Below are 25,450 nucleotides of genomic sequence, written 5' to 3'. Positions count from 1 at the left end.
CGTACCTCCGCCTTCGCTCCGGCCATGCGCGGGTCTATCGACGGACTCCGCATTGCACCGCATCCCTCTTGCGCCCAAGAACTGTTTACTATATAAACTACGTTTATTCGATAAACAGTTTTCGGATCGGAGATCCCATGTCCCCCGAACCACTCCCCGCCCTCGCGGTGCGCCGGCTCGGCAAGTCCTTCGGCGCGCACACCGTGCTCACCGACATCGATCTGAAAGTCGCCGCGGGAACGGTCTTCTCGCTGCTCGGGCCGAACGGGGCTGGCAAGACCACCCTGGTGCGCATCCTCGCCACGCTGAGCAAGCCGGACCGCGGCGAGGTCCGCGTCTTCGGGCACGACCTGGCGGGCGAACCCGACGCCATCCGCAGGCTGATCGGCGTCACCGGCCAGTACGCGGCGGTCGACGGCGTGCTCACCGGTACCGAGAACCTGCGGCTCACCGGCAAGCTGCTGCACCTGGGCGCGGCCGAGACACGCCACCGCACCGCCGCCCTGCTCGAACGGTTCGACCTGGTCGACGCCGCCGATCGGCCGGTCGGCTCCTACTCCGGCGGCATGCGCAGGCGCCTGGATCTCGCCATGAGCCTGATGGGCGAGCCGCGCATCGTCTTCCTCGACGAACCGACCACCGGCCTCGACCCGCGCAGCCGCCGCGATTTGTGGTCCGCTATCAGGGAACTCGCCGCCGACGGCGCGACCATCTTCCTCACCACGCAGTACCTCGAGGAGGCCGACCAGCTCGCGGACCACATCGCCGTGCTCGACGATGGACGCATCGTCGCCGAAGGCACGCCCGAGGAACTCAAACGCCTCGCCCCCGGCGGCCACATCCTGCTCCGCTTCGCCGACCGGCACCTGCTGGCGTCCGCCGCCCGCGCCGTCGACGAGCACTCGCCGGCCACGATCGGCCAGATGGATCCGGAGCAGCTGACCCTCCAGGTTCCTTCCGACGGCAGCGCAGCCGAGGTCAAACGCCTGCTCGACCGCTTCGCCGACTTGGACATCGCCGTCGAGCGACTGACCGTGCACACCCCCGACCTCGACGACGTCTTCTTCGCGTTGACCGGCCACCAGAGCCGCACCGAATCGGCCGCATGAGAAACGAGACCACGCCCATGATCACCCCCTCCCCAGCCCTGCGCGTGCTGCGCACCGTCCAGGACTCCGGGACCATGCTGGACCGGAACCTGCGGCACACGCTGCGCAGCCCCGACACCATGATCATGACGATCGCGCTGCCGGTCATGATCCTGCTGATGTTCGTCTACGTCTTCGGCGGCGCCATGGACGTCGGACCCGGCGCCTACATCGACTACGTGGTGCCCGGAATCATCCTGCTGTGCGCGGGTTTCGGCGCCGCCACCACCGCCGTCAGCATCTCCACCGACGTGGCCGAGGGCATCGTCGACCGGTTCCGCACCATGGCCATCGCGCGGTCGGCGGTGCTCACCGGGCACGTGGCAGAGAGCCTGATCCGCAACCTGATCACCACGGGTCTGGTCATCGTGGTCGCGGTCGCACTGGGTTTCCGCCCCACCGCCGACCCGCTGCGCTGGCTCGCCGCGCTCGGAGTGATCGCCATGTTCGTGCTCGCGCTCTCCTGGCTGGCGGCGGCCATCGGCCTGCTCGCGCGAAACCCCGAGGCGGCCAACGGTTTCACCTTCTTCTTCATGTTCCTGCCCTATGTGAGCAGCGCGTTCGTGCCGACCGGCTCGATGCCGAGCTGGCTGCACCTGTTCGCCGAGAACCAGCCGGTGACGCCGGTCATCGAGACCTTGCGCGGCCTGTTGATGGGCACCCCCATCGGCGACAGTGCCCTGCTCGCGGTGCTGTGGTGTGCGGGCATCGCCGCGGTCGGCTATCTGGCGGCGGGCGCACTCTTCCGGCGGCGCACCCGCGGCTGATCACGAACGACAAGGCCCGGCGCCACTGCGGCGCCGGGCCTTTCGGGCTTCTCGTCCTTCGTCAGGCCTGCGTCACCTGCTGCGACGCCCACTGCGCGAGCAGGCGCATGTGGTTGTCCCACCACTGGTAGAACTCCGCGGTGAAGGGCGCGGGCGGGGGCGCCTCGCCGGGGAACAGCATGGCGTCGTTGGGCGCTCCGACCCTGGTGGTGGACGGTATGCCGGTGCCGGGAAGGACCGGAGCGGCCGCGGGCTCGGACTCCTGCGCTGCTTCGTACTCCTCCAGGGTCAGCGGACCGATGCGACCGCCCCAGTACTGCGTCACTTGCTGCGACACAGCCGTCACGTCGAAGGCCTGCGGGGCCGATTCCGGGTCGGGATCCTGGCGCGCGCCGTCGGGGTGGAACTGTCCCGGCTGCACCGAGGAACCGATGATCATCCCGCTGGACGACCCGGTGTCGAAGACCACGTGCGCGTCGGCGGTGGTCCGCGCGTCGGCCACGACCGACCGCGTGGAGTTATTCAGCGTGTACACACCGCCGGCGACCAGACCGGCGGCCACCACGCTGGCCGCGACGAACACCGCGGGCGTGCTCCGGCGGCCGCGCGGCTCCTCGACGGTGTCCACCAGTTCCGGCACGTCGTCCATGGCGAACATCGCGGCGCCGAGGGCCGCGGCAGACGAGGCGATCCGGCAGGGCAGCACGGGTGCGCCGAATCGGTCCGCGGCCGCGCGCACGGCGGGCGCGTGCGCGGCGGAACCGATCAGCACCACCGCGTCCGGCCGGACGGCGGCCGCTTCGAACTGGTCCCACGCCGCGGTCACCGCGACGCCGAGCGACTCCTCGCTCGCGGGGCCGGTCTGGGCTATCGCCGCCAGCACCCGATCGCGACCGCGATCGACCAGCGTGAACGCCTGGTGACCCGGGACCACCTCGCAGACCAGCAGATCGTCGAACTCACCGAGCCAGGTCATCGCCCCTGCCGCGCTCAGGTGCGCGGATTTCGCCGAGAGCAGCGACGCCGTGCGCCACGGACCGGATGCCAGCTGGGTCACGACGGCCCGGCGCTCGGCGGCGTCACGGTACGCGACCGCGGTGCCCGCGATCTCCCATTCCGGTCCGATCTCCGCGGCGACTTCGTCCATCGCGGTCTCGACCGCTGCCGCCACATGCGCCTTGGTGTCGCCGTACGTCTTCGCCACCAGGTGGACCAGCACGCGGTCGAGCAACTTCTCGCCGGTGTCGGCGAGCGCTACCGCGTGCACAGCGCCACGTTCGGTGGAAACGCCGAGAGTTACCACAGATCGAGCTACCACAGATACGCCCTCCCAGTGACTTTCCGGAATGGATCGCCCGACCGGCGGACGCGTCCGGACCGAGTCCGTCCCCAGCCCGCGCACGGCCGTAGCGAAGGCGGAGGTGCGCCGAGGTGGGCGAACACCCTTGGCAAAACGTGCCTGCGGATGCACGCACGCTCGGTTAGTGTTCGCTGCCACAACCGCTACGGATGGGTGGTGAAATGTGACAGACCTGGACACGCAGACCAAGTGCGCGTGTCGCGTGCGTGTCGGTACCGCTAGCCTGGATACGTGGAAGTAAACACGGAGGCCAGGTCGAAGCCGTCGAAGCGACACCTGGACCCCGCGTTGGAATTGCAAGACGACCCGCAAGAGCTGATGCCGCGCAAGCGGCCGACTCAGGAACGCAGTAAGCGCAAGTTCGACGCGCTGCTCCAGGCCTCCCGCGAACTGCTGGTCGAGGTCGGTTTCGAATCGTTCACCTGTGAAGAAGTCGCGGCGCGGGCCGAGGTCCCGATCGGCACGCTGTACCAGTTCTTCGCCAACAAGTATGTGATCGTCTGCGAGCTGAATCGCCAAGATCTGGTTGCCGTTTCCCAGGAACTGGCCGATTTCCACGGCGAGGTGCCCTCGCTGGACTGGCTGCGGCACATGAACCAGTTCGTCGACCACCTGGCCAACCTGTGGATGACCGACCCGTCCCGGCGCGAGGTGTGGCTGGCCATGCAGTCGACGCCGTCCACCCGGGCGACCGGCGCGATCCACGAGAAGCAGTTCGCCGAGGTCGTCTCGCAGATGCTGCGTCCGCTCACCCCGCGCACGCCGCGGGTGCGGCGCACCATGATGGCCGAGGTCCTGGTGCACGTCGTGTACTCGATGCTCAACTTCTCGGTGCAGGACGAGCAGTCGCACGCGGAGGCCGTCGCCGAGCTCAAGCGGCTCATGGTCGCGTATCTGCTTGTCGCGGAGAAGGAATCCCGCACCGCCAGCGAGCGCTGAGCGCGGTGGGCCCGGCTCACCCGGAAGTCTCGCGCCCCTCGATCAGATCGGCGAGCTCGCCCGGATCCTCCAGCACGACCATCGCCGCCGCCGTGTCGCCGTCATGGGTCAACGACAGATGCACCCTTGCCCTCGGCAGGAATTCGGCCGCCAGACCGTGCAATTTGATGCTCGGCCTGCCCCAGGCGTCGTTGACCACCTCGATCAGCGGGTACGGGTTGTCGCCGATCTGCGGGCGTCGTGCGAAGCGCGACGACGCCCACGCCTTGAGCACCGCCTCCTTCGCCGCCCAGCGCGCGGCGAAACTGCGCGCGGGGTCGGTGCCCTTGCTCTGGCAGTAGCGCCGCTCGCCCGCGGTGAAACTCTCCCTGAGCATGGTGGTTCCGGATTTTTCGAGCTGTTCGGCGAACTCGGAGATGGTCACCAAGTCCAGGCCGATCCCCAGAATGGTCAATGCGTCGCAGCTCCTCAACCCTCGTGGAGTGCGGCCGCTCGCGCGACCGCACTCCGTTCACCGGACCCGGCGAACCGGCCGGGTCCCGGCCGCCCGCACCGGACGGCCTGAGTGAAGGGTAGTGGCCGAAGTCACTCAGCCAAAGATCCGTCACCCTCGAGTTGTCCGACGATGACCGCGCCCGTGCCGCAACCGAATCCGTCGGCGCGGTAGGCGCCGTCCGCGCCGAGGCGGGCCTGCGGCGAGAGCAGCATGTCCGCCTCCAGCTGACGAATCCGCTTGGCGGGCGTGCCTTCTCCGCCGAGCCGTCGGTCCGCGGGCCGCTCGTACAGCGGCGCACCGCCGCACATGGCCTCGACCATCCGCTGCCGTCCGGCCAGCTGCCGCTGCTCGGCTCGGCGCTGGTACTCGTCGCGCCGCACCGGCTCGATCGCCTGGAGGAACGCCTGCGGGTGCACCACCGCGAGCAGACCGGAGACGTGCCCGAAGCCGAGCGAGGTCACCAGACCGGCCTTGAGCGGGAACCGCTCGCCGAAGCGCAGCGCCTCACGCGGCCACACCAGGTGCGGGTAGGCCTGCATCTTCTCGTCGACGCAGTCCAGGCTCCGGTTCGGCGGCACCACACCGGTTTCCAGCATCTGGCACAGGCCGATCAGCTGGAACGCGGCAGCACCGCCCTTGGCGTGTCCGGTCAGGCTCTTCTGCGAGACGACGAACAGCGGCGCGCCGTCCGAACGACCGATCGCCGTGGCCAGCCGCTCGTGCAGCTCGGACTCGTTCGGGTCGTTGGCCGCGGTGGAGGTGTCGTGCTTGGACACCACCGCGATCTCGTCCGGCGTGACGCCGAGCTTGCGCAGCTCCGCGGCGAACCGGGACTCGCGTCCGCCGCGACCCGCGCCGAGCGCGCCGAGGCCGGGCGCCGGGATCGAGGTGTGCACGCCGTCGGCGAAGGACTGCGCGTAGGCCACCACGCCGAGCACCGGAAGGCCCATCTCCAGCGCCACGTCACCGCGGGCCAGCAGCACGGTGCCGCCGCCCTGCGATTCCACGAAGCCGCCGCGGCGGCGGTCGTTGGCGCGGGAGAAGTACCGATCGCTGATGCCCTTGGCGCTCATGGCCGCCGAGTCCGCGGTGGCCGACATGTCACCGAAGCCGACGATGCCCTCGATGCCCAGATCGTCGAAGCCGCCCGCCACGACCACCTCGGCCTTGCCGAGCCGGATCTTGTCGACGCCCTCCTCGACGGACACCGCCGCCGTGGCGCAGGCCGCCACCGGATGCACCATCGCGCCGTAGCTGCCCACGTAGGACTGCACCACGTGCGCGAGGGCCACGTTCGGCAGCGCCTCCTGCAGGATGTCGTTGGGCCGCGATTCGCCGAGCAGGTTGTCCACGTAGAGCGAGCGCATCGACGACATGCCGCCCATGCCGGTGCCCTGGGTGTTGGCCACCAGCGAGGGGTGCACCCAGCTCATCAGCTCGGCGGGGCTGAAGCCGGAGCCGACGAACGCGTCCACCGTGCAGACGATGTTCCACAGCGCGACCCGGTCCACCGAGGCGGACATATCGGCGGAGATGCCCCAGATGGTGGGATCCCAGCCGGTGGGGATCTGGCCGCCGACGGTGCGCGACAGCTTGGCCTTGCGCGGCACCCGAATCTCGGTGCCCGCCTTGCGGGTCACCGTCCAGTCGCCGGAGTCCGGCACCGGCGCGATGACGGTGTGCTCCGGGTCGGCCGTGTGGAAGGCGCGGGCCTCGGCCTCGCCGCCGACCGTGAACGACAGATCCTGGTCGAGGAAGACCGAGGTCATCAGCGGCGCGGTGTTGTCGAGCATGGCGCCGTCGTCCTCGTAGCGGCGGATGCCGCAGCGGGCGACCACGGTGTCGTGGTAGCGCTCGGCCAGCTCGGACTCCGGGACGTAGTCGCCGGATTCGGCGTCGTACCATCCCGGCTTGGGGTCGTTCTCCCAGGTGACGAGCCCGGTGGTCCAGGCGAGTTCGAGCACGCCCGCGGCGGAGAGCTCGTCGGAGACCTCCATCTCGAAGCGGGTGCGCGAGGAACCGTACGGGCCGAGCTCGGCCGCGCCGACGATGACCACCATGTCGGCGAGATCGGCGGTGACCTCACCCCATTCCGGCACCGGCAGCGCCGAAGTCATGGCCGGCGGCGCGGGCAGCGCCGGAATGGTCGCGGCCGCGGCGGTTTCCGCGGTCTCGTCCGCTTCCCGCTCGGCCGCCTCCTTGGCCAGCGCGGGCAGATCCAGCTTGGCCCTTGCCAACCCGCCGGTCAGATCGATCTGCTGCGGACCGGTGGCGGTCACCTGGCGGGCTCGCGAGGTGCACCACTTGAGCAGCTCGTCGGCCATCTCGGTGGTGGACCAGGTCTGCACGCCCGCCTTCTCGACGGCCTCCACCATCGGGTCGTTGTGGCCCATCAGACCGGTGCCACGCACCCAGCCGATCAGCGCGTGCACCAGGGTGACCCGCGTCGACCAGGACTTCTCGGCCCGCCACTTGGCGACCACCGCGTCGAGCGCGGCCTTCGACTCGCCGTAGGCGCCGTCGCCGCCGAACATGCCGCGGTTCGGCGAACCGGGCAGCACCACATGCAGCTTCGCGTCCACGTCGTGGTCGGCGCCGAGCTTGGACAGCCCGCCGATGAGGCGCTCCACCGACCAGAGCAGCACGCGCATCTCCATTTCGGCGCGCGCGCCCGCGTCGGCGAGGTCGCCCGCGACCCGCGGCGCCGCGAACGGCAGCAGCAGGGTCGGAGTCATGGCGTCCTTGGTCTTGACCTTCGCGCCGCCGACGGTGTCGACCTGCTCGCTGCCGACCCAGTCGATCAGCGCGTCGACGTCCTGGTAGGAGGCCATGTTGGCGGGCACGACCCACAGGGCGGCGCCGTGCCTGGCGTTCTCGCGGTAGAGCTTCTTGTAGAAGGCCATCCGTTCGTCGCTCAGGCTCGAGGTCGTGACGATGACGGTCGCGCCGCCGCCGAGCAGGCGTCCGGTCGCCGCCGCGGCGATGGAACCCTTGCTCGCGCCGGTGATCACCGCGATGTCGTCCGACCACAGACCCGGCTCTTCGCCGCCACGCGCGGCCTCGGCGATGCGCTCGTACAGCCCGGCGAGCACCGAGCGTGCCTCGTGCTTGGCCTGCTCGCGCCACCATTCGGCCTGCGCGGCAACCGCTTCGCCCGCGCCGAGGAAGCCGTCTACCGGTCCGTCGGCCGAGGCGATGTCGTCCAGCAGCCACAGCCGCGCGAGGTCCTCGCGCGCGGTCGCCCAGCGGTCGTCGATCAGCACCGCTTTGCGTCCGTCGAACGCGGGCGCGACCAAACGCGGCCAGTCCGAACCCAATTCGGCCGACACCAGGTCGACCAGCGTGTCCTCGGTGGCCTCCGGCGCGGACACCTGCTCGGCGAGGCCGAGCTGCTCGAGGATCACCCGGGCCGCCGAGGCGAGCACGCCGCCGCGGCCGGTGATCTGCTCGGTGAACTCGCCGAGCGCCGCCGCGTCGACCGTGGCGCCGCCGCCACCGCCTGCCGCGGGCAGCGACACCGCGACACCGCGCCGGGCGGCGACCGCCTGCACGGCCGCGTCGATGGCGGCGTCGACCGAGGCTCCGTCGCTCAGCGCGCCGGCGACCAGTCCGCCGAGATCGCCGCCGCGCACGCTGGCCCCTTCACGGGTGCCGAGCGAGACCTCGGCGGTGACATGGCTGGCCCAGCCGTCACCGAGTTCCCACACCTTCTTGACGCGCTCGGCGATCGCGGCAGGTCGCTTGCCGGACGGGCCGAACACCTTGCGCAGGTGGTCGTTGATCGAGTCGGAGAGCACCGAGCCGAACGGCTTGTAGGTGCGCGCCAGCCGCTCCACGGTGGCCGACAGCGCGCCCATGTCGGCGTCGGCCGCGCCGTCGATGGCGCCGAGCGAGAGCTCCGAGCCGAGGTCGACGAGCAGCTGGTTGCGCCGCGAGGAGACGCCGTCGCAGAGGCCCTCGATGGTGTCGACCGGCCCGATCTGGTCCAGCCGCAGCTTGGTCCACAGGGCGATGAGCACCCGGGTGGCGTCGGCGGCGGTGAACACGATGTCGTCGGGGCGAGGTCCGCCGGAGCTCGCGACCGGGGCGGGGGCGGCCACCGCGGCGGGCGCGGCGGCGGCCGGAGCCGCGGTCTCGGCCGGAGTCTCGTCGGGTTCGTCGACCGGCGCGGGATCGGTGTCGGTCGCGTAGACGACCCCGGCTTCGCGCTCGATGTTGAGCACCTCGACGGTGGCGGTGCCGAAGCTCGGCAGCTTCAGGGTCTGACTGGCCAGGTTCGCCACGGTCGGCGTCGCGCCGAGACCGATCTCGACGAACCGCTCGACGCCGAGGCCACCGTGCGCGGCATCGGTGAACAGCAGGTCCTGGGTCTCGATCCAGCGCACCGGGCTGGCGAACTGCCACGCGAGCAACTCGATCAGCACCACCCGGCACAGCTCGGCAGGCCGGGCCGCCCAGCTGTCGAAGTCGGCGAGCACCGCGACCAGCGGTTCCGACGGCACCAGATCCGCGATCTCCTGGACGAACGCGCGCTCCAGCGTGAACGGCCTCGGCACCAGGTTCGGGATGTAGCGGCCGAGGAGCACCTCCGGGTGCAGGTCCTCGGGCAGCAGCTGCGCGAGCTTCTGCCGGAACTCCGGCACGCCCTTGCGCAGCACGGTGGAGTGGAAGGGCACGTCGATGCCAGGCACCAGGATGAAGGCCCGCTTGCCGCCGAATTCGGCGCGGCGGCGGTCGATCTCGACCTCCAGCGCCTCCAGGCCCGCGACCGTGCCCGCGATCGCGTACTGCGAGCCGCGCAGGTTCAGGTTGACGACCTCGAGGAATTCGCCGGTCTGCTCGGACACGTCGCCGACGAACCCGATCACGTCCTCGTCGGCCAGACCGATCTGCGAGGGCCGGATGGCGGCCATCCGGTAGTCGCTGCGGCCCTGGGCATCCCGCGGCACCAGCTCGTGCATCGCCGAACCGCGCTGGAACACCACCTCGAGCACCGCCTCCAGCGGCAGCACGCCCGCCACGGCGGCGAGCGCGTTGTACTCGCCGACCGAGTGGCCCGCGAGCATGGCGCCCTCGACGAACGCACCCGCCTCGCGCAGCTCGGCGACCTGGGCGACGCCGAGAGTCGCCATCGCGACCTGGGTGAACTGCGTCAGGTGCAGCACGCCGTCCGGGTGCCGGTGCTCGACGCCGCGCGCCTTGAGGTAGGTCGGGTTGTCACGCACCACGGCCAGAATGGAGAAGCCGAGCGCCTCGCGGGTGTGCTTGTCGGCGCGCTCCCAGATCTCCTTGGCCGCTTTGGACCGCGACCGGGCGTCCAGACCCATCCCCTTGCGCTGGATGCCCTGCCCCGGGAAGGCGTACACGGTCTTCGGCGCCTTCGTGCGGCCGGTCGCGGTCATCACGAGATCGCCGCCCGTGCGGCAGGAGACCTCGACGATCTCGCTGCCCGCGTCGACGGCGATCCGCTCGACTCGCACATCGATCTCCGCGCCGGGACGCACCATGCCGAGGAAGCGGGTGGTCCACGCGGTGAGCGTGCGTGCGGGAATCGAGCTTTCGGGATCCACGGCGGACACCGCGTGCTGCGCGGCGGCCGACAGCCACATGCCGTGCACGATCGGGCTGCCCAGCCCGGCGAGCTTGGCGGCGTTGTCGCTGGTGTGGATCGGGTTGTGGTCGCCGGACACCGTCGCGAAGGCGTGCATGGCACGCGGCGCGACGAGAGTGACGTCACGGCGACGGCGGCGCGGCGTGTCGGCGGCCTGCGCGGCCGTGCCTCCGGCCCGCGGGGGATCGGCGAGTTCGCCCGCGCCGTTGCGGCCGCGGATGGCGAACCGCTCGCTGAGCCGGGCCAACGGCACCACGTCGAGGCCCTTGTCCCGCATCTCGCCGACGGTGACCTCCACCTCGACCACGCGGCCCATGTCGGTGTCGAGCACCGACTTCGACTCCGCGCGGACCACGAGAATGCTCGTGGTGGAAGGCAGTTCGCGCAGCAGCTCGATCTGGTGGTCGAGATGCACCAGGTCGAGCATGCCCTCGATGACCGAACGCGCGTCGCCGGTGCGGGTCGCGCCGAGCACCGCGAACACCGTGGGCCAGCAGGCGCCGACCAGCACGTCGGGCACGGTGCGGCCCAGCGTGCTCAGCGAAGCGGGCAGACCGGAGCCGGTGACGCCTGCGTGGTCGGCGATGAGATCCGGGGTCCAGGCCAGGTTGACGTGCGCCACCCCGCCCTTGACCTCCGGCAGCGACTGGCCCGCGGCGACCGCGAGCAGCTCCGCCATGGCGGCCTCGGCGTCGTCCTCGGTGATCACCGGCGCGCCGCCGTTGTAGGTGGAGACGGGGACGGTGATCCGGATGCGCACCGCGTCGCTGCGCAGCAGCGGGACGGTCAGCTCGACGTAGGAATCGTCGCCCTCGGGACCGGTGGTCTCGACCAGGGTGGCTCCGGTGCGCGGGTGCACCGCGCCCCTGCCGTCCACGGTCCATTCGGCGACGTCGCCGAGCCGGTGCACCGGGTTCACGGTGGTGCGGCCCGACCACTGCACGTCGGGGGCGGCCAGCACCGCGTCGATCGGACCGTTCGTCACGCCCGCGGCGCGGCGCGCGTCGACCGGGGTCGGCACCACGCCCGCACGCACCAGCGAGTAGGCGGTGTCCTGTTCGAAGCGGTCGAGCAGCTCACCGACCGGCTCGTCCATCCGGGTGATGCCCGCGACCGCCACGGTGCCGGGGATGATGCACACCTGATCGGCCGAGTAGCGCGGGTCGTGCGCCTGCCACAGGGAATCCGAGCGCCACCAGCGCCGCACGTCGGCGTCGACGACCGGCACGAAGTTGACCGGCTTGCCGGGGATCTTGCACAGCGCGACGAAGAACGGCACGTCGGCCGGGTGCAGCAGGGTCTGCGCGGCGGCCGGGTACTGCTGCTTCAGTGCGCACAGCGCGTCGACCGGACGCTCGAACGCCGTGTCGTCGGCGAACAGCGTCGGGATCTCGCCGCGATCGGCCGGATGCAACCGGGATTCGGTGCGCCGCACCATCTCCGCGAAGCGGTCCCGCCAGGTGATGTCGAGCCACACCGAGCGGGTGGCGTCGAGGATGGCGTCGCCGAGATCGCTGCCGCAGTCGAAATCCTTGCGGCGGTCCAAGCCGACGGCCAGCTCGACGTAGCGCTCCAGCCAGTCCAGGTAGGTCATGGTGCCGAGATCGCCGAAGTACGGCTTGGCGGTGCCGTTCAGCGCCGCGATGATCTCGTCGCGCCGGGCGGCGACCGCGTCGGCGTCGCCCGCGACCTCGTCGAGCAGGCGGCCGGTGCGCGAGGCGGCGTTGTCGATCTCGTGGATGTCGGCGCCCAATTGGCTACGGCCCGACGCCATTCCGCCGGACGCGGTGCCCGCGCCGACCCAGTCGGGGGTGCCGGGGGTGTCGACGAGCAGCTGCTTCACCTCGGGCGCGGTGGTGGCCTCCAGGGTCGCCATCGCCGCGGTGCCGACCAGCACTCCGTCCAGCGGCATCACCGGGTAGCCGTGCGCGGCCGACCACACGCCGGTGAGGTATTCGGTGGCGCGCTCGGGGGTTCCGATGCCGCCGCCGACGCAGACCACCACGTTGGCGCGGTTGCGCAGTTCGGCGTAGGTCTCCAGCAGCAGGTCGTCCAGGTCTTCCCAGGAGTGGTGACCGCCCGCCTTGCCGCCCTCGATGTGCATGATCACCGGGTAGTCGGGGACCTCGTCGGCGATCCGCAGCACCGCGCGGATCTGCGCGACGGTGCCCGGCTTGAACGCGACATGCGAGATGCCGACCTCGGTGAGCTCTTGGATGAGCGCGACGGCCTCGTCGAGCTCGGGGATACCCGCGGTGACGATCACGCCGTCGAACGGGGCGCCCGCGCTGCGGGCCCGCTGCACCAGGCGCCTGCCGCCCAGCTGCAGCTTCCACAGGTACGGATCGAGGAACAGCGAGTTGAACTGCACCGCGCGACCCGGGTGCAGCAGCTGCTTCAGCTCGGCGACCCGGTCGGCGAAGATCTGCTCGGTCACCTGGCCGCCGCCCGCGAGCTCGGCCCAGTGGCCCGCGTTCGCCGCGGCCGCGACGATCTTGGCGTCCACGGTGGTCGGCGTCATGCCCGCGAGCAGGATCGGCGAGCGACCGGTCAGCTTGGTGAACGAGGTCTCCACCACGATCCGGCCGTTCGGCAGCCGCACCGGACGCGGCGCGTAGTCCGACCACGGCCGCGCCCGCTCGGGCGCGGCGCCGGGGGTCAGCAGGCTGCGCTGGCCGGGACGGGTCGCGGCGGCGACGATGCCGACGCCGCTACCCTTCAGCGATCCGCCGGTGACCCGGCTGAGCAGATCACCGGGGCCGAGATCCAGAATCCACTGCGCGCCCGCGGCGATCACGTCGTCCACCGACTGCACCCAGTCCACCGGATCGACGAGGATGGCCTTCGCGAGCGAACCGGCCAGCTCCTCGTCCAGCCCGCACTGCGCGGCCCAGCCGGACACCATCTCGACCGTGTCGGCGAGCGCGGGGTGGTGGAACGCGACGTCGACCGACACGTCCTCGAAGACGGGCGCGAACACCGCACCGCCGCGCACCTTCGCGTCGCGCGCGCGGGTCTGCTCGTCGGAGATCTGCGCGCAGCGCTGCCGCACCCGCTCCAGCTGCGTCGGGATGCCCGAGAGCACCGCCCTACGCCGCCCGTTGAGGATCGCGACCACGGCCGCGGCATCCGGACTCACACCCTCGGCAACCTCCGCGACCACCGCGCGCAACTGCTCGGGATCGACATTCGATACCGCCACCATCGGCGAGCGCTCGCCCACCGGCATCAGGCCGCGCCGCCGCGCGACGAGATTGCCCGCCGCGCCGACCAGCTGCGCGATCGCCAGCAACTCGGCGTCCTGCGTGCCGCCCGACCGCACCGCGGCGGCGGCCAGCAGGCCCTGCGAATGCCCGACCACGGCGACCGGCTCGTGCTCGGCCGGATCGAGGCCCTGCAACCGCAGCGCCCGCAGCGCCGCCAGCTGGGTCAGCAGCACGCCAGGCATAGACACCGCGGCCGACCGCAACACCTGATCCGACGGCGCGGCCGAGGTCTCGCCTTGATCGGTGTCGACCAGCTCGTCCTCGAGCATCCACGCGACCGGGTCGAATCCGACCGGCCGCACCACGAGCAGTTGTGCCGCAACGGGCTCCAGCAGCGCGGCCGCCTCGTTGACCAACGCGGTCAGCTCCGGCTCCAGCGCGCTGTCGCGCCCGATCTCTTCCAGTTCGCCCAGCCACTGCGCGCCCTGCCCCCCGAAGGCCAGCGCGTACGGCGTCCCGTTCAGCAAACGATCGAGCAGGGGCGATCGCACGCCGGCTGCCTGCCCGGCCGTCCTGACCACCTTGGCGCTCGCTCCGGTCCCGGTCTCGGTGCTCTCGTTGATCGTCAAGACGATTCGACTTCCTTCTCCTGGCGACATGCCCGATGTCGACACGCCGCTTCCTCCGGTGCGCGGGTCGTCTTCGACCTCTAGGCCTGATACGGGCGAGGATGGCACAAAATCATGAGGAAATCCTCACGTTTGGTCCGCCGAGGGGTCCGTACGCCCGAGTATTTCCGTACGTCCGTACCAGAATGACGAAAAACATGACTCGTCCTCATGTTTGAACGCGCTGGTCTACCGGGTTACCAACACGTATGAAACATGAGTGCCCCTCATGTTGACCGTTATTGAATCGTTATAATCCCTGGTGGGGTTACCGGCCAGTACGACACTCCTCACAGAAGCTTCGCGATCCCGGTCAAGCCCGGTAGAGTTTGGACGGTCGTACCATCAAGCGCGAGTGGCGAAATTGGCAGACGCGCCAGATTTAGGTTCTGGTGTCCACGGACGTAGGGGTTCAAGTCCCCTCTCGCGCACAAATTCACGTCATTGATGTCACTTTTCGGTATCCGTGCGTTCGAGTGCGCTCGCGCACACAGAGGCGACCTGCGATTACTCGCCCTGACCTGCGGAAACATCTGGCAGATCTGCCAAAATCCGCGTTATCAATGACACACTCGGAGTTTGCCGGCCGGGGTGATCGGCGATGATCGCACCCGTCGTTCCGCCGCAATCCCCGCTTCAGGAACTCAGCCACGGTCCCATGCCCACGGGCCCCACCATGCGCGTCGCCGACGACACCATCGTCTACGGCACGTGCACCGTCGGCGACGCGGGACCGATCCGGTGCGGTGGCCTCGCTGCCGAAACAGTTGTCAACCGCGGCGATCGTGGCCGCGGTCGAGCGCGTCGCCGAGGGCGCACGAGTGTTTCCCAAGGAAACGGCGCCCACGGCGACGCGACTATCGAAACGCGAGCTCTACATCCCTCGGCACCTCGCATGAGGACCGCGGAGGCGTGATCGCGCTCGATCCCGCTCAGCGCACGACGTCGTAGACGAGCTTGGCCACTCCATTGGAGTAGGTCGCGGACTCCTTCAGGCGCAGTTGCCGCTTGTCCCGGTCCGCCCGGCTGAACAGACTCTTGCCCTCCCCCAGCAGCACCGGGAAGACGAGCAGGTTGTACCGATCGATCAGATCGGCGTCCGCCAGACGCCGTGCCAGCTCGGCGCTGCCGTGAATGAAGACGGCGCCGCCATCGCCCCGCTTCAGTTCGGCGATATCGTCGATCGACCGCAGGATCGTGATCGGACCCCATCCCTCGATCACGGCGTCGTCTTCGAGGCTGGTCGAGACCACGTACTTGGGAAGTTCCTTGTACGCGGCGTGATCCGCAGAGTCGCGCCAGATCGGGGCGAACGCCTCGTAGCTGCGACGGCCGAACATCAGTGCCGTCGTGTCGGCGAGTTCTTCACCCTTGAGCGAGTAGGCCTCGGGCACGAACTCGGTGTCCATCACCCAACCGCCGCTGCGGTGCCCCTCCTCCTTACCTCCCGGCGAGTCCACGACACCGTCGAGTGACATGAAGCCCGTGTAGACCAGTTCACGCGTCAAAATTCCTCCTGAGATCTGAAAACTGTGCCGCTGCCCCGCATCCGTCAGGCGGCGTCGAGGGCCGCGGTGATCTTGCGGGCCATCGCAGCAACGGCGGGGCTGGGCTCGCTCTTGCGGGACCCGGCGGCGGCTTCGACGGCGACCAGGACGGTGCCGCGGAAGTTGTCGGCCTCGCCCGGATGTTGCTTGCCGAGCAGGCTCATCGCTGCGGTCAGGGCAGGCAGCACCTGGTCGGCGAGTTCGGCGACGGACTTGCCGTGCAGGTGGATGTCTTTGGACTTGGCGGCGAGCACATGCCCGACCAGCCCGGTCGCCGAGGTCAGGGCGATGGAGCCGTGCGCGATGCCCTTGTGCGGCGCACCGGAGGCGGCCATCAGCGACACGGCGCCGTAGGCGGCGGTGCGCAGTGTGCTCTTGTCCTGGTCGGTCAAGGTGATGGTGATGGACATGTCGTGTACTCCTCGAAATCGGTTGTGGCACCGACTGGAACGGTGTCGGCGCCGGTCGTTGTGTTCGATGTACACACCCTCGCCGGGCCGACTGACACCGACCTGACACAGACCTGACACCCCCACTGACACCGCGCCTCGATATGCGCGGCCCCCTCCGCCACGGAGTACGCGGGGCATCCTCGGATTGAGCAACAGTGGGGAAGGTGGCGGGCATTATAGATTGGTCGACGCGGCGACTTCTAGAGTTCGGCGAAACCGCGTAGACTTCGAGCAGGTCGGGACAGCATTTCGGAGTCCTATCATGATCAACAGAAAGAATTCACACACGAAGTTCGCCCGGTTGGCGGCGGCCGCCGGTATAGCCGCAGTTGCCGCGATTCCGGTCGTCGCAGCCGCGACGCAAGCGCCTACCGCGCACGCAACGACGCCCACGTCTGCAACCCAACTCGTCGACAGCCCCGGTTGGGGTCACGGCCCTGGCTGGGGTGGTTGGGGCTGGGGCTGGGGTGGCTGGGGTCGGGGCGGCTGGGGCTGGGGCGGTTGGGGTTGGGGCGGCTGGGGCGGCTGGGGTTGGGGCGGCTGGGGTGGCTGGGGCGGCTGGGGCTGGGGCCGCTAGCGCCGGTGACTGAGCCCGGACACGCACAGCGTGCCGGGCTCAACTGCATCGAGTACCGATCGTGTGAAGCCAGGTTCGACCAACCGGGCTGGAGCTGGTGACGAGATGAAGATCGTGTGTATCGGTGGCGGGCCTGCCGGGTTGTACTTCGCTATTTCGATGAAGCGGCGCGACCCGGCCCATGACATCACCGTGATCGACCGCGATCCCCCCGGGTCCACCTATGGCTGGGGCGTCGTGTACTGGGACGACCTGCTCGACATTCTGTATCGGAATGACCCCGACAGCGCCCAAGCGGTGCGTGCCGGGTCGGTCCTATGGCGTGAACAGGCGATCCATGTGCGCGACGACCAGACCGCACATTTCGGGGGCTACGGGTTCAGCATGGGGCGCGCGGCATTGCTCGACGTACTTTCCCGACGGGCGAGCGACCTGGGCGTAAATGTCCAGCACGAGCGAGAGGTCCACGATCTGTCCGGCTTCGACGACACCGATCTCATCGTCGCCTCCGACGGCGCGAACAGCCGGGTACGGCAGCTGGGTAATCATCGATTCGGCACGTCCGTCACACTCGGCGAGAATCGATATATCTGGCTCGGTACGGACAAGGTGTTCAGCCGATTCACCTTCGCCTTCGAACACACCCCGGCCGGTTGGATCTGGTTCCATGCCTACCCGTCGGTTGCCGAAAAGATCAGCACCTGCATCGTCGAGTGCCAACCGCAGACTTGGCATGGACTGGGATTCGATTCCCTGGACAACCTGGAGAACGTGCGTGTTCTGGAGAACATGTTCACGCGCCATCTCGACGGTCACTCGTTGATCAGCAAGACACGAGGCGAATTCGCAAGGTGGAGCCGCTTTCCCGAGGTGACCAACAAGACCTGGTATCACGACAAGGTGGTACTGCTCGGCGATGCAGCGCACACCACGCACTTCACCATCGGCTCGGGCACCCGGTTGGCCATCATCGACGCCGTCGTGCTCGCACAGAACCTGTACGAGCATCCCGAACTCGCCGACGCGCTGAAGAACTACGATGCGCAGCGGCGCGCTGCACTGCGCCCGATACAGGCCGCCGCCCGTGCCAGCATGGTCTGGTTCGAACACGCCGACCGGTATCTCGACCGCAGCGCCGTGCAGTTCGCCTATGCGATGGCGGCTCGGCACGGGCTACAAATGCCGTGGCAATATCAGCTACACCTGCTCACACAGGTACCCACCGTGCGAAAGATCCGGCGTGCTATCGACTCCGGACAGCGGTGGCGGCGGGCGGCCCGACGGGGGGAACTCGCGATGGCACTGCCTTCGCTACGTCGCCCACCCGAACCGATCCCGACCGATCAGTCGACGCCCTGATCCCCGCACAAGCCGGGCACCGTGTTCGCCACCGCCGCACCAGCCCCCACCCGATGAGCCGGCGCCGAAATACGGTTCGCCCTATCCCGGCGCGCCCAGCACCTAGACCGGCATCGCCGCCTGCCTATCCGACTCGGTCACCAAATCCAACCTCCGGACCCGAATCGTGACCGCTACCACGATCGCAGATATCACGAAAAACCCTGCACCCCAATAGAATCCGATGTCGAAACTGTGGATCGCCGCGTGTGCAGGCAGATCAGGGGACGGCGGGTGGCTGAGCACGTATCGCTCCGAGACCTGCACCGCGATCGTAGTGAGCAGCGCGGTTCCGATCGAGGCGCCGATCTGCTGCACCGCGTTCAACAGACCACTGGCCACACCGGCGTCGTGATCGTCGATCCCGTACAGCGCGGTGGCTTGCATAGCCACGAAGATTTGCGCCATGCCGAGCGCTATGACGATCTCGCCCGGCAGGACAGCAGCCCAGTAGGTGTCACCGACCCGCAACTGCGCCAGATAGATCAAGCCACCCGCCCCGAGCAGCGCACCGGCCAGCATCAGCACCCGCGGTCCGACCTGAGGCAACAAGCGACTGGCGACACCCGCGGAAACGACGATGCCGATTGGAAAGGGCAGGAAGGCGATTCCGGCCTTCAACGGCGAATAGCCCAGCGTCTCCTGGAAGTAGTAACTGAGGAACAGAAACACCGCATACATCGCGATCGGGATCAGCAAAGCGACCAGGAACGAGCCACCCCGATTGATCTCGCCCGGAATCCGCAGGGGCAGTAGTGGATTGGCGACCCGCGCCTCGATGGCCACGAAGGCCAGCAGCAGGCAGACACCGGTCACCAGCAGCGTGACCGTGCTGGCCGCACCCCATCCCGCCTGCGCCGCACGATTGAACCCATAAACGACGCTCGCCAGTCCCGCGGTCACGAAGACCACACCGGGCAGGTCATAGCCGCCCACCCGCCGGACCGGCACGTCCCGGACCACGACCGCAAGGGCCGCCGCCGCGGTGGCGAGCACGATCGGAGTGTTCACCAGCAAGCACCAGCGCCAGGACACGAACTGCGTCAACGCTCCGCCGCCGATGAGCCCGATCGCGAACCCCGCTCCGGACACGCCCCCGAAGACGGCGAAAGCGCGAGCCCGCTCGTGCGCCTGGGTGAATGTCACCGACACCAGCGACAGCGCCGATGGCGCCAGCAACGCCGCGAACATGCCCTGCAACGCCCGGCCGGCGAACAGCATGCCACCACTGACCGCCGCACCGGCCACCAGCGAGGCCACCGCGAATCCGACCAAACCGATCAGGAGGATCCGCCGCCGCCCGACATAGTCTGCCAAGCGTCCGCCCAGTAGCAGCAAGCCACCGAACATCAGCGTGTAGGCCGTGAACACCCATTGCTTGTCGGCATCTCTGATGCCGAGGTCGGCCTGCGCATAGGGCAGCGCGATCGTCACGATCGTCGCGTCCAGGACGACGATCAATTGTGTAATCGACAGTACCGACAGCGCCCACCAGCGACGATCGGACGCCACACGGACTTCGGACATGAACCTCACCCTTCGACTTGGGAAGTGGTCGCAGAACGCGCAGGAAGACACCCGCGCGATCGAATGAACTCTTGGCTACCGCCGATCTGCTTTCATCACACCGCGCGGTTATTGAGGGTTCGCCCCGGAAGGCGGCTCGCCACGAAATCCACGGCGGATCCGAGCACACCGATGACAAGGATGATGGCCACGACCTGGTCGTACGCCAACTGATCGCGGGCGTTGAGGATCTGATAGCCCAGCCCCGACCTCACGCCGAGCATCTCCGCGGGAACCAGAACAATCCAGGCGGTACCGAGACCCAGTCGCAGGCCGGTCCGAATATGATCGCGTACGGCCGGAATTATCACGACCCTCAGTTGCTCGGCGCGGGTCGCGTGGAAAGACCGCGCCACGTCCAGGAATCCGCGGTCGATGGCGTGAACCCCGGATACGGTGTTGAGCATGACGGGCCACACAGCGGCAGCTGCGATGAGGAAATAGACCGGCTGATTACCGATCCCGAACAGCGCTATCGCAATCGGCGTCCATGACAATGGAGAGATCATTCGCAAGAATTGCACGACCGGCGTCGTCGCCTGTTCGATCCGAGTGCTCAGACCGATCAGCAGACCCATGGGAACACCGATCACCATCGCGATGGCCAGGCCGATGAGCAACCGCCACAGGCTTATCGCCGCATCGGATACCAGCACCCCACGCTGATGCAGATCAGCGATTGCGGGGAGCACATGTTGCGGCGCGGTCTGACGCAGGAGCGAGTGCTCCGGCGACAGGACCGTCGTCGCCATCCACCAGAGGCAAACCGTCAGAACCATCGCCACCGCGGCGGGCCAGATCTTGGCGGCTGCTGACCGGGTTGCGTTGTGGGGGGCGGGTTTTGATCGAACGGAAGTCGAAGTCACAGCAGTTGCACCTGTTCGGTTCTCTCGAGGTCGGCGGGCAGCCCGAAAGCTTGTGTGCCACCGTGTGCACCAATCGACTTCAGTACGAAGGTGTCGTCAACCAGCTCGTTGTGCACACTGGCCGGATCTATGTTGTCCAGAAAGCCCCGATCCCCGTCCACCACCGTGTCATGCATTGCTTCGACAAGCCGTCGGGTGAAGCTGGGATACGGGTATGGCTGGAATCCCACCAGTTGCGGCGCCCACTCAGGGCGTCGCAACTGATACGGTGGCGCCGGATAAGCGAGCGCAGTGCGAACCGCAGGCAGCGGCTGCGGAAGATAGCTGCCGGACGTCAGGGCACCCGCAGCTCGATTCCGGTCCATATTGATGTGCAATTGTGCGGAAACCACCGCATCGGTGACCTCCTGCACTGCGGACGGCCGCTCTGCGATCACGTCGTCCCTGGTAACCAGGACACAACACGCATGTTCGCGCCACACGTCGCCCAAGAAGACATGGATTCGCCCGATCTTCTTGATCTGCGCGATGGCGTTGAACGGATCCGCCACTACGTACCCCGAAATCGAACGGTTCGCCAGGGCGGGAACCATATCCGACGGGCTCATGACAACCAGTTCGACGGTGCGTTTGGACCGCGACGCACTACGTCGAACAACCGGTGTGATGTCGTGCGCTCGCAGGAGCTGCTGGAGGACGATGTTGTGAATCGACCACCAGAACGGGATGGCGACCTGAGTCCCGGCCAGCTGTTCCAGATCAGCGATGTCCGGAGCGACGGTGAGTGCCGAACCGTTGGTGTGATTCCAGCCCAGCACTCGCACCCCCGCGCCCAGTGCGCGCTGGAGTTGCAGGGCCATCGGCATCAACAAATGCGCGACGTCGATCTGACGAGATACGAACGCCTCCGCCAGCCCGGCCCAGCTTCGGAACAGCACAGGCTTGCCGCTACTGACCGTCCCGGCTGGGTACAGGCCCGCCGAATGCGCGATCAACAATGGCGCCGCGTCGGTGATCGGCAGGTAGCCGATGCGAAGGGCACTCTCCCGCCGCTGCCCAGCGGTTGCCGCGCTGTGGGCGAGGTCGGCCGAGCCGAAGAGACCAGCGGCGACGGTGAGTCCCGTCGCCCCTGCCAACAGGTGTCGTCTCGAAAACGCTGTCACGGAACTACGACCTCGTCCGGGTGGTACTGCTGGAGAATGTCCTCGCGAAGCGAGGACGTATCACTGCCATTCCGTACGTCCCGCCATTCACGACGAATCCTTCCCTGGTCGAGCAGGACGATCCGATCCGACAGCGCGATTGCTTCGTCGACGTCATGCGTGACAAGCACAACCGTTGCCTCGATATCGGCAACGAGCTCTGCCAGCCACTGCTGCAAGTCGATCCGAGTGGCCGGGTCCAAAGCACTGAACGGCTCGTCGAGCAAGAGGAGCCGTGGCCGTGTCGCAGCCGCGCGCAGCACAGCTACGCGCTGCGCCTGGCCGCCCGACAGCTCGCTCGGGTATCGCTCGGCAAGGCGATCCAACCCGAAACGCCGCAACAAGGTATCGGGGTACTGGTGGTCGAATTCGTGACGGTGCGCGGTGAATCGCCTTGCCAGCGAGATGTTCTCGATCACCGTGAGCCATGGCAGCAGCAAAGATTGCTGGAACACCACGCCGGTGCGCGGGCGGGCACCATCCGCACTCCAACTGATCGTTCCGGCAGTCAGATGCTCCAACCCCGCCAAGACCCGCAGGAGCGTCGACTTGCCGCTGCCGCTCGGGCCGAGCACAGCAAGAAACTCACCGCGATCGATCGAGATGTCCACGTTGTCCAGCACGAGACTGTCGCCGAACTTCTTGCTACCCCAATCGACTGCCAGTTCACACGCACTCATGTCGACCACCTCCCAACACGCAAAATAAATTCAGGCACGAACCGTGAACAGGCCCGCCGCTATTTCGCGCCTTTTACGCCGGTCAGCCGCGTATACATTCCGCCGTGCAGGCTGTCGACGACTACGCCGCTCAGTTGATCGCGAAATACCTGTTCGAACGGTGCAAGTTCCCTGAAATGAGAGCCGACAATGCCCGACTTCACAAAGTTGTACGAATTGATGGCCTGACGCCAGCGCCCAGATGTCCGCGGCAGCGCATCGATGATGCGCACCATGGTGCCGGGCTCGAGGTTCACGAGCAGTTCTTCCAACTTCTTCGAAGGATTCGGCACGCAGCTCATCGCAATGCAACTGACAACCACATCGACGTCTCGGCGCATGGCCAGCGTCGCGATGTCATCGGTCACGAGTGAGACATTGTTCCATTTGTTCGCCGAAACACGCTGCTCGGCCTTGGCGAGAATGGACGCATTGTTGTCCACGCCAATGACATGACCGGTGGGGCCGACTGCGTTGAGCAGCGCGGGGAAGGCAAGGCCCGTACCGCATCCGAGATCGGCCACGGTCTTGCCGGACAAGTCCAGTCCGTCGACCAGCCCCGGGTGCAATTTGTCGATTCCGCCAAGCGACAGTACCCATGCAGTTCTGTCGTAAATGGGCGCCGCAATATCATACCGCTCTGCGAATTTCATTCAACACTCTCTCAGGTTGTCGTCGGTCGAAACAGCTATCGTGGAGTCACTCGAACTTTGAAACCGCCCTTGATCATCGGCGCCAGGCCGGGATCCTCGCGAAGCGACCAATTCGCGGGAACTTCGATCTTGTACCGGCTGAAGATCAAGGCCACGAGGTACGGCGCAATCAGGTACCCCAGTTGAGCGCCGGTGCATCGGTGCGGACCTGCACCCCACGCGAGATAGTGCAACAGTCGAGGCTGATCCACTCGTTTGCTCTTGTCGTAGAACCGATTCGGATCGAATTTGTCAGGATCGGTCCACCAGCGTGGATCACGGTGGATCGTCGAGATCGGAATCCCAAGCATAGTGTTCGGTGCAATGTCGAACCCTTGGAAGTTCGCTCCTTTGGATGTGAATCGGAGAAGGAGCGGAAGCCCTTGCATTCGGATCGATTCTTCGAAGCAGGATTTCACCCAATGCAGGCTGCGAACCGACTCGATGGTCGGCTGTGAAATATCGACACTGCCGCACTCGTCCACCACGCGATCCGTCGCTTCGTTGTCGAGGAGGGTGCGAACGACCGTTTGGGTGATGGCGCCGGCAGTAGTGCCGTACGATGCACTGGTCATAGTGGCTACGTCGAAACAAAGGTCCCAGAAAGTCATGGGGGTCTTCAGCTTCTTGTACCCCAGCACCATGCCGTCCAAGACATCGCCATAGGTTCCCAAAGACGGTGAGTTCTGTCGCTCGACAACGCGATTCTTGACGATCATCGCCGCGGAGTACACCGCCCACGGCCGGATTTTGTACGGACCCCACGGGCGTACCAGATTAGGCGGATCAGCGATCTTCAGAGTCGATCCGAGGAACTTGGTGAAGGTCGCGAGACCATTGTGCAACTCATCGATCTCCTGGGCAGTAAAAGGCTCCGTGAACGTCTGCTTCAGCACTCCTCGCAAAAGTGTCTGAAAGATCGCTTCCTGCATATCGGTCACGCCGTCGGAGTCGGTCGCCGCGGCAATGTTCGACTCGAGGCTGTCGAGGTAGGCTTCGACGTTGGCAGCGAACGTATTCTTCAGGCCGTCTCGCGTGACCAGCGGACTGACGATCCGGCGTCTTTCCCGGAAGATCTCACCCTCGATGAACGACAGCCCGTTCTGCCGCTTCTGCAGCATAGGATGATAGTTTCCGAACTTGCTGTAGTCGCCAGAGGTGTCCCCCATTGCCACGTGGGCATCTTCTGGGTTACCCAGTACGACCAGGTCTCGGAGCGGGAGCTTGATTCGGCAGACATCGCCGTACTGCCGGACCGCATCGCGCAAGAACTTGTTGCGATCTTTCGAATACTCAGGGTATGAACCCATGAAACGATGTCCCGGCGGTCCGGGCACGTGCCGATTCGAGAAACGGCGGCTGGTTATGCCGGTCTCGGAGTGAACCTTCGGCGCCGCCGCGTGCGGGCATTTATCGGATGTCAAGAGTCTTTCCCATCTGAATTCAGGATATCTCGGCAATAATCAATGTCAGGCTGTTTCCGCGAAGGTTTCGCTCATGCCGGGAACGCCGTCGCCTTGCGGAACACGTACGCACGAACCATTCCACTGAGGTATCGCGCTCGGGCCTCCAACATCAGGCCAGCGCTTTCGCAGCGCGCTATCGAATGTTCCGCGCCGCGGTCCATCTCCACCTCCGTGGTCATGTGAGCGACGGGATCCAAACCGAACAATCCCGCGATATTACGAACAATCCACAGGCGGAACTTCAGAACTTGACGCAACAGGCCACCGTCCGGCATTGCGAGTTCGATCAGCAGGAAATGCCCACCGTTGCGGAGAACCCGTGCCGTCTCTGCCAGCGCGGCCGATGGATCGTCCATGTCATCGAGCGCGAAACACATAACGACAGCGTCGAAACTCGACGGCTCGAATGCCAAAGACTCCGCGCTTCCACACAAGAGGTCCCATTCACTCTCCGGCCGCTCTTGCCGAAGGCGCACGAGCTTGCGTTCCGCGACCTCCAGCATCTGTTCATTGAGGTCGACAGCGCAGTAGGAGATCGGCATGCGATATACGGCGGCCAATGCGGAGCCGATCTCGCCCGTACCCGCAGCGACATCGAGCACCCTGGCACCGGGTTCGAGTCTCAGCATGCGAACCGCTCTGCGGCGGAGCCTCTTGTCGCCACCCAATGTGAGAATCGAATTGACCAGGTCATAGCGGGGAGCTATTTTCGTGAACATTGCCTGAGGCGTAGCAGGACGTGTCCCGACCATTCAAATCCCTCCTCTCTC

17 protein-coding genes and 1 tRNA gene are annotated in these 25,450 nt (G+C 67.2%); 6 read left to right on the top strand and 12 right to left on the bottom strand.

Annotation, left to right across the window (positions count from 1 at the left end; genetic code table 11):
• Positions 1-137 precede the first annotated feature (137 nt).
• Both AC3ERS_RS01120 and AC3ERS_RS01115 read left to right on the top strand, forming a co-directional pair.
• Positions 138-1,109, top strand: a complete 972-nt coding sequence (locus AC3ERS_RS01120; RefSeq protein ID WP_431962504.1) for an ATP-binding cassette domain-containing protein — start codon at positions 138-140, stop codon at positions 1,107-1,109.
• A 17-nt stretch (positions 1,110-1,126) separates the two neighbouring features.
• Complete coding sequence (locus tag AC3ERS_RS01115; protein WP_431963553.1) at positions 1,127-1,915, top strand: ABC transporter permease; 789 nt, start codon at positions 1,127-1,129, stop codon at positions 1,913-1,915.
• 61 nt (positions 1,916-1,976) lie between these two features.
• On the opposite strand, the gene AC3ERS_RS01110 is transcribed toward AC3ERS_RS01115, so the two are convergent.
• Complete coding sequence (locus AC3ERS_RS01110; RefSeq protein ID WP_431962502.1) at positions 1,977-3,182, bottom strand: hypothetical protein; 1,206 nt, start codon at positions 3,180-3,182, stop codon at positions 1,977-1,979.
• A 411-nt stretch (positions 3,183-3,593) separates the two neighbouring features.
• Between AC3ERS_RS01110 and AC3ERS_RS01105 the strand changes: the two genes are divergently transcribed.
• Positions 3,594-4,214, top strand: a complete 621-nt coding sequence (locus tag AC3ERS_RS01105; RefSeq protein WP_357455373.1) for a TetR/AcrR family transcriptional regulator — start codon at positions 3,594-3,596, stop codon at positions 4,212-4,214.
• A 16-nt stretch (positions 4,215-4,230) separates the two neighbouring features.
• On the opposite strand, the gene acpS is transcribed toward AC3ERS_RS01105, so the two are convergent.
• Both acpS and AC3ERS_RS01095 read right to left on the bottom strand, forming a co-directional pair.
• Entirely contained in the window at positions 4,231-4,668 is a 438-nt protein-coding gene (acpS, locus tag AC3ERS_RS01100) for a holo-ACP synthase AcpS (RefSeq protein WP_431962500.1), read from the bottom strand.
• Between the two features lie 131 nt (positions 4,669-4,799).
• Positions 4,800-14,156 carry a fatty acid synthase subunit beta domain-containing protein gene (locus AC3ERS_RS01095; protein ID WP_431962498.1) on the bottom strand — a complete coding sequence of 3,119 codons (9,357 nt, stop codon included), beginning with the start codon at positions 14,154-14,156 and terminating at the stop codon, positions 4,800-4,802.
• 388 nt (positions 14,157-14,544) lie between these two features.
• Here AC3ERS_RS01095 and AC3ERS_RS01090 point away from each other — a divergent pair.
• Positions 14,545-14,626: transfer RNA gene (locus tag AC3ERS_RS01090), tRNA-Leu, on the top strand.
• A gap of 501 nt (positions 14,627-15,127) precedes the next feature.
• Here the strand turns inward: AC3ERS_RS01090 and AC3ERS_RS01085 are convergent.
• Together AC3ERS_RS01085 and AC3ERS_RS01080 are read right to left on the bottom strand one after the other, a co-directional pair.
• Positions 15,128-15,703, bottom strand: a complete 576-nt coding sequence (locus AC3ERS_RS01085) for a dihydrofolate reductase family protein (RefSeq protein WP_431962496.1) — start codon at positions 15,701-15,703, stop codon at positions 15,128-15,130.
• A gap of 44 nt (positions 15,704-15,747) precedes the next feature.
• Positions 15,748-16,152: a hypothetical protein gene (locus AC3ERS_RS01080; protein WP_431962494.1), complete on the bottom strand. Its 405-nt coding sequence runs from the start codon at positions 16,150-16,152 to the stop codon at positions 15,748-15,750.
• A 304-nt stretch (positions 16,153-16,456) separates the two neighbouring features.
• On the opposite strand from AC3ERS_RS01080, the gene AC3ERS_RS01075 reads away from it, so the two are divergent.
• Positions 16,457-16,771, top strand: a complete 315-nt coding sequence (locus AC3ERS_RS01075) for a hypothetical protein (RefSeq protein ID WP_431962492.1) — start codon at positions 16,457-16,459, stop codon at positions 16,769-16,771.
• A 105-nt stretch (positions 16,772-16,876) separates the two neighbouring features.
• Entirely contained in the window at positions 16,877-18,130 is a 1,254-nt protein-coding gene (locus AC3ERS_RS01070; RefSeq protein ID WP_431962490.1) for an FAD-dependent monooxygenase, read from the top strand.
• Between the two features lie 102 nt (positions 18,131-18,232).
• On the opposite strand, the gene AC3ERS_RS01065 is transcribed toward AC3ERS_RS01070, so the two are convergent.
• From AC3ERS_RS01065 to AC3ERS_RS01035, 7 genes are all read right to left on the bottom strand, one after another.
• Complete coding sequence (locus AC3ERS_RS01065; protein WP_488186833.1) at positions 18,233-19,696, bottom strand: MFS transporter; 1,464 nt, start codon at positions 19,694-19,696, stop codon at positions 18,233-18,235.
• Between the two features lie 95 nt (positions 19,697-19,791).
• Entirely contained in the window at positions 19,792-20,514 is a 723-nt protein-coding gene (locus AC3ERS_RS01060) for an ABC transporter permease (RefSeq protein ID WP_431963550.1), read from the bottom strand.
• Positions 20,515-20,597: 83 nt separating this feature from the next.
• On the bottom strand, positions 20,598-21,764 hold the full coding sequence (locus AC3ERS_RS01055) for an ABC transporter substrate-binding protein (protein ID WP_431962486.1): 1,167 nt from the start codon (positions 21,762-21,764) through the stop codon (positions 20,598-20,600).
• The gene (locus AC3ERS_RS01050; RefSeq protein WP_431962484.1) at positions 21,761-22,483 is read right to left on the bottom strand and encodes an ABC transporter ATP-binding protein; all 723 of its coding nucleotides are present in this window, start codon (positions 22,481-22,483) and stop codon (positions 21,761-21,763) included. The genes AC3ERS_RS01055 and AC3ERS_RS01050 overlap by 4 nt, the downstream gene beginning before the upstream one ends.
• 59 nt (positions 22,484-22,542) lie before the next feature.
• Complete coding sequence (locus AC3ERS_RS01045; protein WP_431962482.1) at positions 22,543-23,175, bottom strand: methyltransferase domain-containing protein; 633 nt, start codon at positions 23,173-23,175, stop codon at positions 22,543-22,545.
• Between the two features lie 35 nt (positions 23,176-23,210).
• Complete coding sequence (locus AC3ERS_RS01040) at positions 23,211-24,638, bottom strand: cytochrome P450 (protein WP_431962480.1); 1,428 nt, start codon at positions 24,636-24,638, stop codon at positions 23,211-23,213.
• Between the two features lie 71 nt (positions 24,639-24,709).
• Positions 24,710-25,399 carry a class I SAM-dependent methyltransferase gene (locus AC3ERS_RS01035; protein WP_431962478.1) on the bottom strand — a complete coding sequence of 230 codons (690 nt, stop codon included), beginning with the start codon at positions 25,397-25,399 and terminating at the stop codon, positions 24,710-24,712.
• Positions 25,400-25,450 lie beyond the last annotated feature (51 nt).

The organism is Nocardia sp. bgisy134 (genome assembly GCF_057708325.1).
The sequence above is the reverse complement of the archived record's forward strand: the minus strand, read 5'-3'. Positions and strand labels throughout refer to the sequence as shown.